Origin of the sequence: Burkholderia sp. SCN-KJ (genome assembly GCF_024656005.1) — a bacterium.
Taxonomy (GTDB): Bacteria; Pseudomonadota; Gammaproteobacteria; order Burkholderiales; family Burkholderiaceae; genus Burkholderia.
In genome coordinates this window covers 72,927-87,771 of record NZ_JANKOG010000019.1, presented here as the reverse complement: position 1 = coordinate 87,771, position 14,845 = coordinate 72,927, and the positions used below count along the sequence as shown (strand labels likewise).

Below are 14,845 nucleotides of genomic sequence, written 5' to 3'. Positions count from 1 at the left end.
ACGATACGTTACTGGACCGGCGGCGTCAACCGGAGCGCTTCGGGCAACGCGCTGCATTACTCCTTGCCGGTGCCCCGAGCTGCCTGTTCGATCAGCTTCGCGACTTCAGCGGGATGCGAGATGTAGGCGACGTGGCTCGACTTGAGTTCGATCGTCTTGCTGCCGGCGCGTTGCGTCATGAAGCGTTCGAGCTCGGGGTTGATCGCGCGGTCCGCAGTGGCTACCACCGCCCAGCTCGGTTTCGTCCGCCATGCGGCGTGCGTGATCGGCACGCCGAACGACTGCGCGGCCGGCGTGACTTGCGAGATCGCCATGAATTTCGCTTGGGCGGCCGGCACGTCGGCCGCGAAGTCGGCATGGAACGACGCTTCGTCGAAATACAGATGGCCGTCTTCGGTGGCCTTGATCGCCTTTGTCGCCGGCGGCGTCTTCCTGGTCAGTTCGAGCGGGCTTTCGCCGGTGTCGGGCTGGAATGCCGCGACGTAGACGAGACCCGCGACCTTGTCGTCGTTGCCGGCTTCGGTGATCACCGCGCCGCCGTAGCTATGGCCGACGAGGATGCTCGGGCCGTCCTGCGCGTCGACGACGCGCCGGGTTGCCTTCACGTCGTCGTCGAACGACGTTTCCGGCTGCTGCACGACGGAAACCTTGTAGCCGTCACGTGTCAGGATGTTCGAGACGGCTTGCCAGCCCGAGCCGTCGGCGAAGTAGCCATGGACCAGCACGACGTTCTTGACGGGGGCGGCGACGGCCGCATGCGAGCCGAGTGCGGCGGCGGTCAGGGCGAGTGCCGCGGCGATCTGGCGGACTTGGGCAAAGCGCTTCATTTTTCATTCTCCAGAAGGAAGACAGGGTAGGAACCGTCGGATATCGACAGGCGTCTTGTTCCGTCGATGAAATCATCCTACTAGTAGGTAGGGTGGTGTGCAAGAAGAAATCACGGCTGGAAAAGAGTATCTCAGGGAGGTAAACTATCCATGTTTTTCATCCGACTAGATGGTAGGCAAAATGACGGTATCGGGGGACAGTACGGCGGGCCGCATACTCGAAGCCGGGCGGCAACTGATCATGCGGCGCGGCTACAGCGGGTTCAGTTATGCCGACATCGCCGACGCGATCGACATCAGGAAGGCGAGCATTCACCACCACTTTCCGACGAAGGCGGATCTGGCGGTCGCCGTGCTGCAGCAGTCGCAGGCGAAATTCGATGCCGACATGGCGTTGCTCGACGCGAGCGGTGCCGACGCGCTGGTGCAGATGCGCGCATACATCGGCTACTGGGAACGCTGCATCGCGGACGACAGCGCGCCGTTCTGCGTCGCCGGCATGCTCGGCGCGGAGTTGCCGGCGCTGCCCGACGAAGTCGCGCGGGCGGTGAAGGCGCATTTCGACGACCTTGCGGCGTGGCTGGTGCGCGTGCTCGACACCGGGGTGAAAGACGGCGTCGTGCAGCCGGGCGTGTCGGTGCAGACCGAGGCCGCGACGTTCGTGTCGCTGGTCTATGGCGCGATGCTTGCCGCGCGGGCGTACGGCAATGCCGGGATGTTCAGGGACGTGACCGCTGGGGCGGTCGAGCGGCTCGCGGTGCCGCGCAACCGCGCGTGAACCGTGCACGCGTCGGCGGGTAGCGAAGGCGCCCGGCGGTCATGTGGAGTCGCCTGACGCCACACGGCTTAAGTGCGCTTCCCGGCCTCGGCTTGCGCGCTCAGTGTCGCTTTCAGCGCCTGCAGTTCGGCCGTGAATGCCGGGCTGAAGTCCTCGGCTTCGAACAGCGGGCGGATTTCGATGTCGGAGTCGCCGCGCATCGGATTCGGGCAGCGCTTCACCCATTCGACCGCTTCTTCCATCGATTTCACCTGCCACAGCCAGAAGCCGGCGACGAGCTCCTTCGTTTCGGCGAACGGGCCGTCGATGACGGTGCGGTTCTTGCCGGCAAAGTGGACGCGCTTGCCGCGCATGCTCGGCTGCAAGCCGTCGGCGGCTAGCAGGATACCGGCCCTCGCCAGCTCCTCGTTGAAGCGGCCCATCGCAGCGAACATTTCAGGGTCGGGCATTCGGCCGGATTCGGAATCGGCGGTGGCCTTGACGATTACCAGGACGCGCATGGTCGTATCTCCTTGGGGTGGGTGGTCGAATGATCGTCCGCCGGAAGGCGAACGGGGCTTACGACATCAGGACGGCCGGCAAGCAGGGAAATCGACAACGGAGGTGAAAAAAGCGCCGAAGGGCAGGCTGGAACGGCGGGTGGCGCGGTGCCGGGGCGCGATCGACCCGAGACTTTCCGGGCGGGCCGCCGCGCACGGATGCGAGGCGGCCCGCCCGGCGGGCAGGTCAGTACGATCCGTCAGTTCCCGGCCGGCGGCGCCTTCGTGCCGTCGCCGAGTTGCGCGCGCAGCCGCGCTTCCTGCTCCTGCAGCTCGGGCGTGAATTCCGCGCCGAAATCCTCGGGCGAGAACACCTGGCGGATCTCGATGTCCGATTCGATCGGCATCGGGTTCGGACAGCGCTTGACCCATTCGACGGCTTCTTCCATCGAATCGACCTTCCACAGCCAGTAGCCGGCGATCAGTTCCTTGGTTTCGGCGAACGGGCCGTCGATGACGGTCCGGTCCTTGCCGGAGAAGTGCACGCGCTTGCCGCGCGAACTCGGGTGCAGCCCTTCGCCGGCCAGCATCACGCCGGCCTTCACGAGCTCCTCGTTGTACTGGCCCATCGCGGCCAGCAGTTCGGTATCGGGCATCGCGCCCGATTCGGAAATGGCCGTTGCCTTGACGATTACCATGACGCGCATCGTTGTGACTCCTTGAACGGGAAAGGGAAGATCCGCGATCGGCCGGCCGTGCGGACGGCAAATCGATCGGTTACGACACTACGACGGGCGACGATCGCGCGAATCGACATCGCGCGAAAAAAATCTCGATGCCCGATGACGCGGCGAGTCGCGCAAGCCGGTTGATTCCGCTACGGGTCGATCGTGCCGCGGTGCGCTGGAGCCGCCGGTCAAAACTGGTATGCTGATCTGCATTACGTTCATGCGGAGGGCGCCATGGCAACGAAGGAAGTCTCGAAGAAAAAGTACCTGAAGATTCTGAACAAACGCCTGCGGGCCGAGCCGGATGCGCCGGCCGGCGCATCGTTCGTGTTCTTTCCGCTCGGCGCGAAGGCCAAGCATGCGACGGGCGTCGTGGCCGGCGAACCGCGCAGCAAGCGCGAACTCGCGGTGATGGCCGCGGTCCAGAGCAAGGCGTCCGCCGAATTCGTCGTGACCGGCGCCTGACCGGCGACGGGCTGCCGGCGGCCGGCAAGCCGCACGCGACAGCGCGTGCGCTATGCCGCGGCCGCGTCGCAATGCGCGATCACACCGGCGATCACGCGCGCAATGTCTTGCGTGATCGCCGGGCCGTGCATCGGCAGGATGATGTCGAGATCGAGCGCCTGGATGCGGCGCAGCGCGCTCGCCAGATGCGCGAGCGACGGCAGGTAGTCCGAGCGCGTGATCGCGTCGAGGATCGCCGGCAGCGGATCGTCGGTCTCCTCCCTGCCGAAGCGCATCAGGATGTCCGACGACAGCAGCGCCTTGTACGCCGGCAGGTACACCACGAGCGAATCCCACTGATGCACGTGTTTCGTGAAGACCGGCACGACGTCGATGCCTGACAGCGTCCTCGGTTCACCGTCCGTCAGCGGAACCGCATGCACGCCGAACACGTCGGCAAGCCCCCATGTACACATCGGATGCCCGTACGCGACGAGCGCCGGGTTGGCCGCGAGGAAGTCGGGCAGCGCGCCCATTTCGTCGGCCTCGAAGTGCGGGACGATCACGCTGCTGACCATCGACGGCGCGATGCCGATGGTGTTGAGTGCCGCGCTCAGTTGCGTGAAATTGGAACGGGTGCCGGTTTCGACGCACAGCACGTCGCCGTGCGGCGATCGTACGAAGAACTGGCTGAAGCTCAGGTTCAGCGTGTCGACGTAGGACGTGGCGCGAAACAGGCCGTCGCGGACGACGTCGATTCGGGAGGCGCTCATCGGGGATCCTCGCGCAGGGAAGGGAGCCGGGCCGTCCGCGCATCGCGGGTTGCGGTGCGGCAGACGGCAGCAGTCGATCTTCCGATCCAGTCTAGCAGCGCTGCCCCGGATCCGCGAACCGGGGCGACCCCTTGGCCGAGCCGCGTCAGTTCTTCAGCTTGTAGCCGGTGCGGAACATCCACGCGACGACTGCAAGCAGGATCGCGAGGAACAGCGAGGTCGCCGCGAGGCTGATTCCCACGTGCACGTCGGCCAGCCCGTAGAACGACCAGCGGAAGCCGCTGATCAGATAGACGATCGGGTTGAACAGCGTGACGATGCGCCACGCGGGCGGCAGCATGTCGACCGAATAGAAGCTGCCGCCGAGGAACGTGAGCGGCGTGATGATCAGGAGCGGCACGAGCTGCAGCTTCTCGAAGCTGTCGGCCCAGATGCCGATCACGAAGCCGAACAGGCTGAAGGTAATCGACGTCAGCACGAGGAACAGCACCATCCAGAACGGATGCAGGATGTGCAGCGGCACGAACAGGCCGGCCGTCGCGAGGATGATCAGCCCGAGCAGCAGCGACTTCGATGCGGCCGCACCCACATAGGCGATCACGATCTCCCAGTACGACACGGGCGCGGACAGGATCTCGTAGATCGTGCCCGTGAAGCGCGGGAAGTAGATGCCGAACGACGCGTTCGAGATGCTCTGCGACAGCAGCGACAGCATCACGAGGCCCGGCACGATGAACGACCCGTAGCCGATGCCGTTCACGTCGCTGATGCGCGAGCCGATCGCCGAGCCGAACACGACGAAGTACAGCGACGTCGAGATCACCGGCGCGATGATGCTCTGCATCAGCGTGCGGCGCGTGCGGGCCATTTCGGCGCGGTAGATCGCGCGGATGCCATGCAAATTCATGTTCGCCATGTGCGTTACGCCCCTTGTGCGCCGTTGCGGCGGTTGTCGATCAGGCTGACGAAAATGTCCTCGAGCGAGCTCTGCGTCGTATGCAGGTCGCGAAAGCCGATGCCGGCCGAGCCGAGCGCGTTGATCAGCGTCGCGATGCTCGCGTCGTCGCGCTGCGAGTCGTAGGTGTAGACGAGCGCGTTGCCGTCGTCCGCGCGTTCGAGCCCGAACGCGGCGAGATCGGCCGGCACGGTCGCGAGCGGATGCTCGAGCTGCACGGTCAGCTGCTTCTTGCCGAGCTTGCGCATCAGCTCGCGCTTCTCTTCGACGAGCACGAGCTCGCCGCCGAGGATGATGCCGATCCGGTCGGCCATTTCCTCGGCCTCCTCGATGTAGTGCGTGGTCAGCAGGATCGTCACGCCGCTTTCGCGCAGCGAGTCGACCAGCTTCCACATGTCGCGGCGCAGCTCGACGTCGACGCCGGCCGTCGGCTCGTCGAGGAACAGGATGCGCGGCTCGTGCGACAGCGCCTTCGCGATCATCACGCGGCGCTTCATGCCGCCCGACAGCGTCATCAGCTTGTTGTCGCGCTTGTCCCACAGCGACAGCGCCTTCAGCGTCTTCTCGATGTACGCGGGATCGGGCGCCTTGCCGAACAGGCCGCGGCTGAACGATACCGTCGCCCAGACGGTTTCGAACGCGTCGGTGGTCAGCTCCTGCGGCACGAGGCCGATCATTTCGCGGGCGGCGCGGTACTGGTCGCGGATGTCGTGACCGCCGACCGTCACACGGCCTTCGGTCGGCGTGACGATGCCGCAGATCGAGCCGATCAGCGTGGTCTTGCCCGCGCCGTTCGGGCCCAGCAGCGCGAAGATCTCGCCGGGGCGGATGTCGAGGGTCACGTGCTTCAGCGCCTGGAAGCCGGACGCGTATGTCTTGGAGAGGTCGGAGACGGAAAGGATCGGTTGCATGCTCACGGATGGCACGGCCGGTCGGTCCGACGCTGCGCGCCGCGCGTGCCCGGAGCCGCCGCAGCGAAGCGGCGGGGCGGGGGCGGCATGGCGAACGGGCGTCATGTCGAACGGCGTTGTGGTGCGGGATCGCAGGACCGCCATATTAGCAATCGGAAGATGGAAATGCATTTCGACGGCAAGGACGTGCGATGCCGGTGCGCGATTTGCGTGAAATGCGCGCGTTTGACTCAATAAAGCGATGCTTTATTGGAGTCGAGTGAACAATGCGCGCGATTTTCGGGCAATCGGATGACGCTCGCGTGAGCGCTTGGCGGCCGGCACGACTGTGCTGCCCGGTCGACGGCGCGCCGTACCGGGACGGCGTGCGCCGCGCTCGCGATAATGCGTTCCTCTCACGTTCCCGGAGCGGTGCGCATGTCTTTGATCGATTTCAAGTCCGTCGCGGCGGCTCAGGCCGTCGCGTGGCAATCCACGATCGTCGGCGAGGTCGGGCCGGCCCGGATCAAGGTGCTGCGCATGGACGCGCAGCCGTACGAAGCGGAAGTGCACGACTACAACGAGGGCCTGCTGGTGCTCGACGGCAGGCTGATGCTCGAGGTCGACGCACAGACGGTCGTGGTCGAGGCCGGACAGATGTATCTCGCGGTCGCCGGCACGCGTCACGCGGTGCTGCCGGGCAGCCACGGTACGCTTGCGATCATCGACGTGTGAGCCGTGCGCCCTCGTGCGTGCGGCCCGCCTGAGGCCCGCACGCCGGGCCTCGCGCGGGTCGGGCGCCCTCGTTCGAACGCGCGTTGTACGGCCCCGGTATTTGTCTGAGCAAATAAAATGAAGGCCGTTTGAAAAATTGTCAAACGCCCTGCTCGCACTAGGCGTGCGTGGTTCGGCGCGTTTGGAACTCTGCATCCATTTACTTGTGCGTATCGTCCGATCATAGTCTCGACCAACGACGCATCACGATAACGAATCAAGCGTACGTATGGAGACCACACCATGAGACGCCTTTCCGAGGGGCCGGCCGGACGGCCGTTTTGCTGCTTTTCGCCGGATGCGGGCGCGACGCGAGTCGCGTGCCTGCGTCATCACATCGCGTTGCCGCTGTAGCGACGCTCCACTTCCCGTTTCGATTGCTCCGACGGTGCCGTGCCGCATGACGGCGCCGCCGGAGAGCGCTTGCCTGCCGCGGCGGTCCTGATCGCATTTGCCCGACCGGCAACGCGGCGCGCATTGCGCGCATCGTCATGCGCCGCGCGCCGTCGCGGCGGCGCGATACCAACCGGCGGGCCACGCAGCCCGTCCGGGCGAGACCTGTCGTACCTCAAAAGGAGGGGTTGATGTTTTGCATTCCTGAATGGCGGAAGGCGATCCTGTCGTGCGCCGTGCTGGCGCTGCCGTTCGTCGCCGGTTGCGGCGGCGGCGACGATCCGGGCCCGATCAACGTGCCGCAGTGCTCGGGCAGCGCATGCGGGCCGAGCGGCGCCGAGACGACACCGCCCGTCGTGAAGAAGCTGTGTCCGGATTCGCTCGACTACACGACGACCTACACGGGCGGCGCCGGCAGCGGCGAATACGTGAAGGTGAAGTTCGACACGACGAAGCTGACGTATCAGATGCAGTTCATCGAGTCGTCGGTGCCGACGTCGGCGGGGCAGGTCAACGACACGCGTGCAGGCCTGACGATCAGCGGCGCGTTCCACCATCCGGCCAATCTGCCGACCGCCGAGCAGAACCGCTGCGCGTTCGTGCTCGACAGCGGCGCGACGAGCGACGGCGCGTATGCGGTGACGATCAATCGCGCGGACCCGCCGATGCTGTTCGTCGGCAACGGGGTGGTCGGCGGCGGGATTCCGGGCGCGACGATCGCGTTCGCCGGTCTCGAGCCGTTCCCGGGCGTCGTGCTCGGCACCGTGCCGTCGCGCACCTTCGATTTCTATCCGTTCATCGGCTTCACCGACACCGAAACCGACTTCTCGAAGGTCGCCGGCAACTACAACGAACTCGGCATCCACCTGTCGCCGGTCGGCGGCAGCGCGCAGAGCAGCACGGGCGCCGTCGGCTGGCAACCCGATGTCGTCAACTGGAATCAGACGTTCAATGCCGACGGCTCGTGCACCATCACGGCGGGCAGCGACTACTCGTGCCAGACCACCGGGACGCCGTGGACGTTGCGCAAGAATACGGACGGTTCGCCCGACAACGTGTTCGTCAGCCACCCGGTGGCGAAGGCGGGCGGAAACCTCATCTATCCGTTCGCAGGGCAGGGCTCGGCAATCGTCATCGTCGCGCCGAGTCAGGCGAAGGGCATCATGATCGTCGGCAAGCTGAACGGCGTGCTGGTGCCGATCGTGATTCGCGTGGGCTACACGCATATCGACGCGAGCAACCTGCTGGCGTCGGTGGCCGATGCCGAGGTGGGGATCTCGATGCTGTCGCGGACCACGGCCGTCGGCGCGAATTCGCTGAAAGGCGGGTTCATCGGCGCAACGAGCGCGTCCGCATGCGGCGTCGTGGCACCCAGCACCGCGACGTTCGCGATCGCGACGTCGGGGCCGAGCTTCAACAACAACGTCCCGCATCCGGATCTGCCCGGCACCTTCGACGGCACTTTCTTCCTGGCGCAGGCCGGCAGCTGCAACGACGGCACCGCCGTGTCGACGATGGCCGCGAACTATACGTCGACGCTGTTCCAGGGCGCCACCGCGGCGTTCATCGATCCGCAGACGTCGTCGGTCACGTCGCAGTTCGCGCTCGACTACACGCAGGCGACGCCCGGCAAGATCAAGGTCACGGCCTCGCAGGACTTCGACGCGAAGGGGGCGAACGGCAACGTGGCGATCTTCGGCAAGGGCGACACGGGCTGGCTCGTGACGGCCGGCAACGTCTACGCGATGGTCGTCAACAACAGCAAGGTCAATCCGTTCTTCACGGTCGGCGCGTTCGTCCAGTAACCGCGTACTGAACCCGGAACACCGGCGGCACACGCGTCGCCGCCGGCGAATCGAAATTCAAGAGGAATCCTATGAATGTGAAGCGTTGGATGGCCGCGGCGTCGCTCGCGCCCGTGCTGGCTGCCTGCGGCGGCGACGGCGACCCGCCGCCCGCACCGGTGGTCCGGCTGTGCCCGCAGGCCATCGACTACGGCACGGTGTTCGTCGGCGGATCCGGTTCGGGCGAACTCGTGAAGGTGCAGCTCGACACGACGAAGATGACGTACCGGATGACCTACCTCGCCTCGCCGGTGCCGACCGCCACCGGCACCGTGCAACCGACGCGCGACACCGCGCCGGCCAACGTCGTCGACGGCACGCTGGCCGACGAAACGGGCCTGCCGACCGTGAAGCTGAACCAGTGTACGTTCCGGATGCAGAACGCGAGCCTCGACCCGAGCCGTCCGGCGCGCCTGTTCCTCGGCGAAGGTGTGCTGGGCGGCGCGATTCCCGGCGCGACGATCCAGTTCGACGGCGTGATCGGTGTCGGCAGGATTCCGAAGACGACATTCCCGTACTACCCGTTCATCAGCTTCTCGTCGCTCGAAACCGATCTGTCGAAGATCGCCGGCACGTACAACCAGCTCGGCTACCACCAGGCGCCGTCGCAGAACTTTCAGCCGGTGTCGCTCGACCAACAGGTGACGATCCACGCGGACGGCAGCTATGTCGAGACCGACAACTTCGGCAAGAAGAACGGCGGTCAGCCGCTCGCGTCGAGCGCGACCGTGAACCAGCCATTCACGCTGCGCCCGGACGCCCCGGCGTTCCAGTCGCTGAACTACCAGCCGCAGATTGTGCCGACGCTCGCCGCGCTCGATCCGGCGAAGGCCGGCAAGGGGATCCTGATCGTCGGCAAGCTGCGCAACCAGCTCGTGCCGGTTTTCATCCGCACGGGCGCCGCGAACGCGGACCTCACGCAGGGCCCGCCGAGCGCCGACGACGAATCGGGCATCTCGTTCCTGAGCCCGCAGGCGGCGATCGCGCAGGGCTCGCAGAACGGCGAGTACACGGGCGTCGACAGCGCGTTCAACTACCGCGCGACCGCGCTCGTCGGTGCGCAGGCGACGCTGCTCGATCCGTTCAACGCATCGCAGGCCGCGCTCACGCGCGCGCTGAACCTCGACTACACGCAGAAGGTGCCGGGCGTCGTGACGACCGTCCACGCGGACGCGGCGGCGGGGCCGGCGACCGGCAAGTTCGTGTGCACCGGCGGCGTGTTCGGGTTCCTCGACATGGCCGATACGCGCAATCCGTACTTCACGGTCGGTGCGTTCGTGCAGTAACCGCGCATGGATGGAGACACGGCGGTGCCGCGCGCAATGGCGCGGTGCCCGGACGAAACGAGGGGAGACTTGATGAAGAAGCTGATTGTCGCGGGTGTCGTCGCAGGCGTGTCGACGCTCGCATCGGCCCAGCAGGCGGGCGACAACGTCGCGACGCTGGGCTGGCTGCACATCATGCCGCAGGATTCGACCAACGGGCTGACGACGAATCTCGCGAGCATGCCGATCAACGGGCCGCTGCGGCTGCCCGGTTCGTTCACGTCGCCGGGCACGAGCCTGACGGTCAACAACGCCGATACGGTCGGCCTCACGCTCACGCACTTCTTCACCGACCACATCGCGGTGACGTCGGTGCTCGGCGTGCCGCCCGAGTTCACGCTGACCGGGCACGGCGTGATCAGGCCGCCCGGTCCGGCCGGTTCGCTCGGCAACGTCGACATGGACAAGCCGGCGAACCAGCCGGCCGTGAAGAACGCGCGGCAATGGAGCCCGACGATCATTCTGCAGTACTACTTCAATGCGCCGACCGCGAAGTTCCGCCCGTTCGTCGGGATCGGCGTGGCCTACAGCTGGTTCAGCAACATCGAACTGAACGGCAACTTCGCGAAGGACATCAACGAGAACCTCGGCAGCGTGCTCGCTGCCGGCGCCGGCAAGCCGGGGCCGACGTCGGTGGAGGGCAAGGCGTCGTCGTCGTTCACGCCGGTCTACAACGTCGGCGCGAGCTATGCGATCGACAAGCACTGGGGGCTCACGGCGACGCTGACCTACATGCCGCTGAAGACCTACTCGTCGCTCGTGATCAAGGCCGCCGACGGTTCGACGCTCGCGACCACGCGCACGCGGCTGAAGGCGGACCCGCTGATCACGTTCGTCGGTGTTTCCTACAGGTTCTGAGCCGTCCGGCGTGCATCGCGCACGCCGGCGGCTTCCTGCGACCGCGCGGCCGGGCGAATCCGGCCGGCGTGTCGCGTTCCTGGCGGCGTGCCGCCATTTGTGAAGAGAGAGGGGGCAGTTCAAATGAGCATTCGCAAACTCGTATCGCTTGTTGCTGCAGTGGCATTCACCGTGGTTTCGGCCGCGCCTGCTTTCGCCGTGACCGTTTCGCGCGTCGACGGGCACGCGATGAACCCGAACGGGGAACCGTTCTCCGCGACGGGCCTCACGGTCCTGGCCAAGGGGGCGATCAACGCGAGCTGCAACGCGACGTTCAACGGCACGATCAGCTCGACGGGCATCGTCAACATCACGTCGACGACGTTCGCGGGCGGCGCGACGTGCGGCCTGATCAGCGGCAGCGCGACCAGCGCGGCACCGTGGACGGGGCAGGCCGACAGCACGACGCAGCTGTCGATCAACAACGCGAAGGTGACCGTGACGCTGCTCGGTACCTGCGGGCCGAGCAAGATCGTGACGACGTGGAGCGATCCGAACTCGTCGCTGACGTTCAACAACGCAGTGCTGACGCCGGACTGCACGGTCAGCGGCACGGTTGCCACGTCGCCGAAGTTCCACGTGCAGTAAGCGGCACCTGATCGAGGCCGGACGCCCGCCATGAATGAGGGCCGTGCAGGAATGCGCGGCGGGCGTTCCGGTTTCGCGATGCATCCGCGTCGTCGCGCGTAGCGGCGCGACGGCCGGCGGGCCGCCGGCCTCGCGATCCGAGGCGGGCGGCCGTGCAGGGGGCCGGTGCGGCGCACCGTGCCGCCTGCTTCGACCGACACAAGACAACCATTCCGGACCCCCCATGCTTACTGACCCAGCGAAGTGTGGCGATGCCCGCGGTGCGACGCTCGACCGGCTGCGCACGGCCGCGTGGCTGCAGTACCTGATCGAACACCTGGACGAAGCGGTTTGCGTGGCGACGGCCGACGCCGACGCACCGGCCGTCCTGCCGGCGCGCTCGGCCCGCGGGCGAGCCGGCGCGAACCTGTCGCGCGAAGCGATCGCCGTCCTGCACGAACTCGCGCCGTGGATTGCAACGGACGGCGGCGGTTGCGCGTGCGACGCGAGCGATCCGCCCGGTGCCTGCCTGCACATTCCCGACACGGCACAGCTCGCGCATGCCGAGCGACGCTGCCGCGGATCGCGCGCGGTATTCGATTCGGCGCACGGCTTCGTCGATGCATGGGCTTTCGACGATCCCGACGACGGCTGGGCCGCGCTCGAGCGGATTGCCGGCGGTGTCGAACCCGGCGGCGGCGATGGCGGCGAGCACGAAGTACGGGAACCATCCGCGAACGGCGAGGCACCGCCCGCGAAGAACCTGAGAGAACGACGCGCGGCCGTCGCGGCAGCTTGCGTGGCGCCGTCGGCGCGGCCCGGGGCGATCATCGACGCGATCGTGCTGCGCGTCTGCGGGCCGCGCGACGATGCCGCGCGCGTCGACGAGATGGCCGCGCTCGCGATGTTCTGCGCGGAGCTTGCCGCTGGCAACGGGGTGTCCTTCGCCGCGTACGGCGGTCGGCACAACCTCGTTGCGCGCGCGATTCGCGAACGGCGCACCGATCTCGCGTCGATGGACGGTCTGCTCGCGGCGGTGTCCGTATGCCGGCTCGACCGGCTCGTCGGCGCGGGCAGTTTCTGGGCGTATTACCTGCTGGCGGGCATCGTGATCGCGGCGCCGGGCATCGTGCGCGAATTCGCGCGCCGCTTTCACGGCGACGCGTGGCAGACGTGGCTCGATGAAGGGCTCGCGTGGCCGGCGGTCGGCCGCTTCGGGCCGACGGAGAATGTCGCGTTCGATCGCCTGCGTGGCGCGATGAGCCTGACGTCGCGATCGAATCCGATCGTGCGCGCGAAACGCGTGCGGCCGAGGGCGGCTGCGATCACGCGGTTCAAGACGGACGGCGCGCGCGCCCGATGAAATGAAAAACGGCTCGCGGTGAAAACGCCGCGAGCCGTGCAGGTTGCTGCTGCGCCCCGGGAAGGGCGCTTGCGCGGTTACGCCCGCGGTTACGCCGTTTCCGGCTGCCGCACCGCCTTCGCGACATTGCGCGCCATCGCGCCGTTCGCGACGAAGTAAGGCACGTCGACACGCGCGAGCGGCTTGCGTCCGCGGATCTTGTCGGCGATCTTCTCCGCGATCATGATCGTCGGCGCGTTCAGGTTGCCGGTCGTGATGATCGGCATGATCGACGCATCGACCACGCGCAGCCCGTCGAGGCCGTGCACGCGGCCTTCCTCGTCGACCACGGCCATGTCGTCGTAACCCATCTTGCACGAGCACGACGGATGGAACGCGGTTTCAGCGCGGGCCCGCACGAACGCGTCGAGTTCCTTGTCGGTCTTGCAATCGGCGCCCGGGTTCAGCTCGCGGCCGCGATAGCGGTCGAGCGCGGGCTGCCGCATGATCTCGCGCGTCGCGCGGATCGCGTCGCGGAACTCGCGCCAGTCGAGCGCTTCGGCCATGTAGTTGAACAGGATGCTCGGATGATCGTTCGGGTCGCGCGAGCGCAGCTTCACGCGGCCGCGGCTCGGCGAACGCATCGAGCCGACGTGCGCCTGGAAGCCGTGCATCTCGATCGCGTTCGAGCCGTTGTAGTTGATCGCGACGGGCAGGAAGTGATACTGGATGTTCGGCCACAGGTCGTCGTCGCGCGTGCGGATGAAGCCGCCCGCCTCGAAGTGGTTGGTCGCGCCGAGGCCGGTGCCGTTCAGCATCCATTCGAGGCCGATCTTCGGCTGGTTCCACCACTTGAGCGCCGGATACAGCGACACCGGCTCCTTGCACTCGTACTGGATGTACATCTCCAGGTGATCCTGCAGGTTCTGGCCGACGCCGGGCAGGTCGAGCACGACGGGGATGTCGAGTTCCTTCAGCCACGCGCCGGGGCCGACGCCCGAGCGCTGCAGCAGTTGCGGCGATGCGATCGCGCCGCTGCACACGAGCACTTCGCGGCGCGCATGCGCGGTCGCGCGCTCGCTGCCGCGCAGGTACGTGACGCCCGATGCGCGCTTGCCGTCGAACAGGATGCGGTCGGCGAGCGCGTGCGTGACGATCTCGAGGTTCGGCCGCGCGCGCGCCTGGTCGAGGTAGCCGCGCGCGGTGCTCGCGCGACGGCCCTTCGGCGTGACGGTGCGGTCCATCGGGCCGAACCCTTCCTGCTGATAACCGTTCAGGTCGTCGGTGCGCGGATAACCGGCCTGCACGCCCGCATCGACCATCGCCTCGAACAGCGGATTCACGCCCGGCTTGCTGGTCGTGACCGACACGGGACCGTCGCCGCCGTGGTAATCGTTCGGGCCGACGTCGCGCGTCTCGGCCTTCTTGAAGTACGGCAGGCAGTCGAGATACGTCCAGTTCTCGAGCCCCTTGTGCGTCGACCAGTTGTCGTAGTCGAGCGCGTTGCCGCGGATGTAGCACATCCCGTTGATCAGCGACGAGCCGCCGAGCCCCTTGCCGCGGCCGCATTCCATCCGGCGGTTGTCCATGTGCGGCTCGGGGTCGGTCTCGTAGGCCCAGTTGTAGCGACGGCCCTGCAGCGGATAGGCGAGCGCCGCCGGCATCTGCGTACGGAAGTCGAAGCGGTAGTCGGGGCCGCCCGCTTCGAGCAGCAGCACCGTGACATTCGGATCTTCCGTCAGGCGCGTCGCGAGCACGTTGCCCGCGGAGCCCGCGCCGCAGATGATGTAGTCGTATTCGCGTGTCGTCATGACGGGGAATCTCCTATC

General features: G+C 66.8%; 15 protein-coding genes. 8 read left to right on the top strand and 7 right to left on the bottom strand.

Annotated elements, in window-relative coordinates; genetic code table 11:
• Positions 1 to 56: 56 nt before the first annotated feature.
• On the bottom strand, positions 57 to 827 hold the full coding sequence (locus NQV17_RS27175; protein WP_257774639.1) for an alpha/beta hydrolase: 771 nt from the start codon (positions 825 to 827) through the stop codon (positions 57 to 59).
• A gap of 181 nt (positions 828 to 1,008) precedes the next feature.
• Here NQV17_RS27175 and NQV17_RS27170 point away from each other — a divergent pair, with 181 nt between their 5' ends.
• Complete coding sequence (locus NQV17_RS27170) at positions 1,009 to 1,605, top strand: TetR/AcrR family transcriptional regulator (protein ID WP_124485126.1); 597 nt, start codon at positions 1,009 to 1,011, stop codon at positions 1,603 to 1,605.
• Positions 1,606 to 1,673: 68 nt separating this feature from the next.
• Here NQV17_RS27170 and NQV17_RS27165 read toward each other — a convergent pair whose 3' ends face one another.
• A complete protein-coding gene (locus NQV17_RS27165; protein WP_257774638.1) occupies positions 1,674 to 2,105 on the bottom strand; it encodes a YciI family protein in 432 nt (143 codons plus the stop codon).
• A 239-nt stretch (positions 2,106 to 2,344) separates the two neighbouring features.
• A complete protein-coding gene (locus NQV17_RS27160) occupies positions 2,345 to 2,791 on the bottom strand; it encodes a YciI family protein (RefSeq protein ID WP_257774637.1) in 447 nt (148 codons plus the stop codon).
• A gap of 255 nt (positions 2,792 to 3,046) precedes the next feature.
• Here NQV17_RS27160 and NQV17_RS27155 point away from each other — a divergent pair, with 255 nt between their 5' ends.
• Positions 3,047 to 3,277 carry a hypothetical protein gene (locus NQV17_RS27155; protein WP_044844388.1) on the top strand — a complete coding sequence of 77 codons (231 nt, stop codon included), beginning with the start codon at positions 3,047 to 3,049 and terminating at the stop codon, positions 3,275 to 3,277.
• Positions 3,278 to 3,327: 50 nt separating this feature from the next.
• Here the strand turns inward: NQV17_RS27155 and NQV17_RS27150 are convergent, their stop codons facing one another.
• From NQV17_RS27150 to NQV17_RS27140, 3 genes are all read right to left on the bottom strand, one after another.
• Positions 3,328 to 4,029 carry an MBL fold metallo-hydrolase gene (locus NQV17_RS27150; RefSeq protein WP_257774636.1) on the bottom strand — a complete coding sequence of 234 codons (702 nt, stop codon included), beginning with the start codon at positions 4,027 to 4,029 and terminating at the stop codon, positions 3,328 to 3,330.
• A 145-nt stretch (positions 4,030 to 4,174) separates the two neighbouring features.
• Entirely contained in the window at positions 4,175 to 4,945 is a 771-nt protein-coding gene (locus NQV17_RS27145) for an ABC transporter permease (RefSeq protein WP_044844386.1), read from the bottom strand.
• A gap of 5 nt (positions 4,946 to 4,950) precedes the next feature.
• Positions 4,951 to 5,895 (bottom strand): ABC transporter ATP-binding protein, encoded by a 945-nt coding sequence (locus NQV17_RS27140; RefSeq protein WP_124485130.1) that lies wholly within the window; start codon positions 5,893 to 5,895, stop codon positions 4,951 to 4,953.
• Between the two features lie 417 nt (positions 5,896 to 6,312).
• Between NQV17_RS27140 and NQV17_RS27135 the strand changes: the two genes are divergently transcribed.
• The 6 genes from NQV17_RS27135 (at position 6,313) to NQV17_RS27110 (ending at position 13,037) form a co-directional block, all read left to right on the top strand.
• Positions 6,313 to 6,609 carry a cupin domain-containing protein gene (locus NQV17_RS27135; RefSeq protein ID WP_044844384.1) on the top strand — a complete coding sequence of 99 codons (297 nt, stop codon included), beginning with the start codon at positions 6,313 to 6,315 and terminating at the stop codon, positions 6,607 to 6,609.
• Positions 6,610 to 7,232: 623 nt separating this feature from the next.
• The gene (locus tag NQV17_RS27130) at positions 7,233 to 8,846 is read left to right on the top strand and encodes a DUF2957 domain-containing protein (RefSeq protein ID WP_257774634.1); all 1,614 of its coding nucleotides are present in this window, start codon (positions 7,233 to 7,235) and stop codon (positions 8,844 to 8,846) included.
• A gap of 71 nt (positions 8,847 to 8,917) precedes the next feature.
• On the top strand, positions 8,918 to 10,171 hold the full coding sequence (locus NQV17_RS27125) for a DUF2957 domain-containing protein (RefSeq protein WP_257774633.1): 1,254 nt from the start codon (positions 8,918 to 8,920) through the stop codon (positions 10,169 to 10,171).
• Positions 10,172 to 10,243: 72 nt separating this feature from the next.
• The gene (locus NQV17_RS27120; protein ID WP_124485133.1) at positions 10,244 to 11,068 is read left to right on the top strand and encodes an OmpW family protein; all 825 of its coding nucleotides are present in this window, start codon (positions 10,244 to 10,246) and stop codon (positions 11,066 to 11,068) included.
• A 123-nt stretch (positions 11,069 to 11,191) separates the two neighbouring features.
• Positions 11,192 to 11,695, top strand: coding sequence for an activator protein (locus NQV17_RS27115; protein WP_257774632.1), 504 nt, complete (start codon positions 11,192 to 11,194; stop codon positions 11,693 to 11,695).
• A gap of 223 nt (positions 11,696 to 11,918) precedes the next feature.
• Complete coding sequence (locus NQV17_RS27110) at positions 11,919 to 13,037, top strand: hypothetical protein (protein ID WP_257774631.1); 1,119 nt, start codon at positions 11,919 to 11,921, stop codon at positions 13,035 to 13,037.
• Positions 13,038 to 13,126: 89 nt separating this feature from the next.
• Here NQV17_RS27110 and betA read toward each other — a convergent pair whose 3' ends face one another.
• The gene (gene betA / locus NQV17_RS27105; RefSeq protein WP_044844378.1) at positions 13,127 to 14,827 is read right to left on the bottom strand and encodes a choline dehydrogenase; all 1,701 of its coding nucleotides are present in this window, start codon (positions 14,825 to 14,827) and stop codon (positions 13,127 to 13,129) included.
• Between the last annotated feature and the right edge of the window lie 18 nt (positions 14,828 to 14,845).

Excerpts from the sequence above, each read along its gene's own strand:
- NQV17_RS27175 (WP_257774639.1), bottom strand. The coding sequence starts at position 827 with ATGAAGCGCTTTGCCCAAGTCCGCCAGATCGCCGCGGCACTCGCCCTG.
- NQV17_RS27170 (WP_124485126.1), top strand. The coding sequence starts at position 1,009 with ATGACGGTATCGGGGGACAGTACGGCGGGCCGCATACTCGAAGCCGGG.
- NQV17_RS27165 (WP_257774638.1), bottom strand. The coding sequence starts at position 2,105 with ATGCGCGTCCTGGTAATCGTCAAGGCCACCGCCGATTCCGAATCCGGC.
- NQV17_RS27160 (WP_257774637.1), bottom strand. The coding sequence starts at position 2,791 with ATGCGCGTCATGGTAATCGTCAAGGCAACGGCCATTTCCGAATCGGGC.
- NQV17_RS27155 (WP_044844388.1), top strand. The coding sequence starts at position 3,047 with ATGGCAACGAAGGAAGTCTCGAAGAAAAAGTACCTGAAGATTCTGAAC.
- NQV17_RS27150 (WP_257774636.1), bottom strand. The coding sequence starts at position 4,029 with ATGAGCGCCTCCCGAATCGACGTCGTCCGCGACGGCCTGTTTCGCGCC.
- NQV17_RS27145 (WP_044844386.1), bottom strand. The coding sequence starts at position 4,945 with ATGGCGAACATGAATTTGCATGGCATCCGCGCGATCTACCGCGCCGAA.
- NQV17_RS27140 (WP_124485130.1), bottom strand. The coding sequence starts at position 5,895 with ATGCAACCGATCCTTTCCGTCTCCGACCTCTCCAAGACATACGCGTCC.
- NQV17_RS27135 (WP_044844384.1), top strand. The coding sequence starts at position 6,313 with ATGTCTTTGATCGATTTCAAGTCCGTCGCGGCGGCTCAGGCCGTCGCG.
- NQV17_RS27130 (WP_257774634.1), top strand. The coding sequence starts at position 7,233 with ATGTTTTGCATTCCTGAATGGCGGAAGGCGATCCTGTCGTGCGCCGTG.
- NQV17_RS27125 (WP_257774633.1), top strand. The coding sequence starts at position 8,918 with ATGAATGTGAAGCGTTGGATGGCCGCGGCGTCGCTCGCGCCCGTGCTG.
- NQV17_RS27120 (WP_124485133.1), top strand. The coding sequence starts at position 10,244 with ATGAAGAAGCTGATTGTCGCGGGTGTCGTCGCAGGCGTGTCGACGCTC.
- NQV17_RS27115 (WP_257774632.1), top strand. The coding sequence starts at position 11,192 with ATGAGCATTCGCAAACTCGTATCGCTTGTTGCTGCAGTGGCATTCACC.
- NQV17_RS27110 (WP_257774631.1), top strand. The coding sequence starts at position 11,919 with ATGCTTACTGACCCAGCGAAGTGTGGCGATGCCCGCGGTGCGACGCTC.
- betA (WP_044844378.1), bottom strand. The coding sequence starts at position 14,827 with ATGACGACACGCGAATACGACTACATCATCTGCGGCGCGGGCTCCGCG.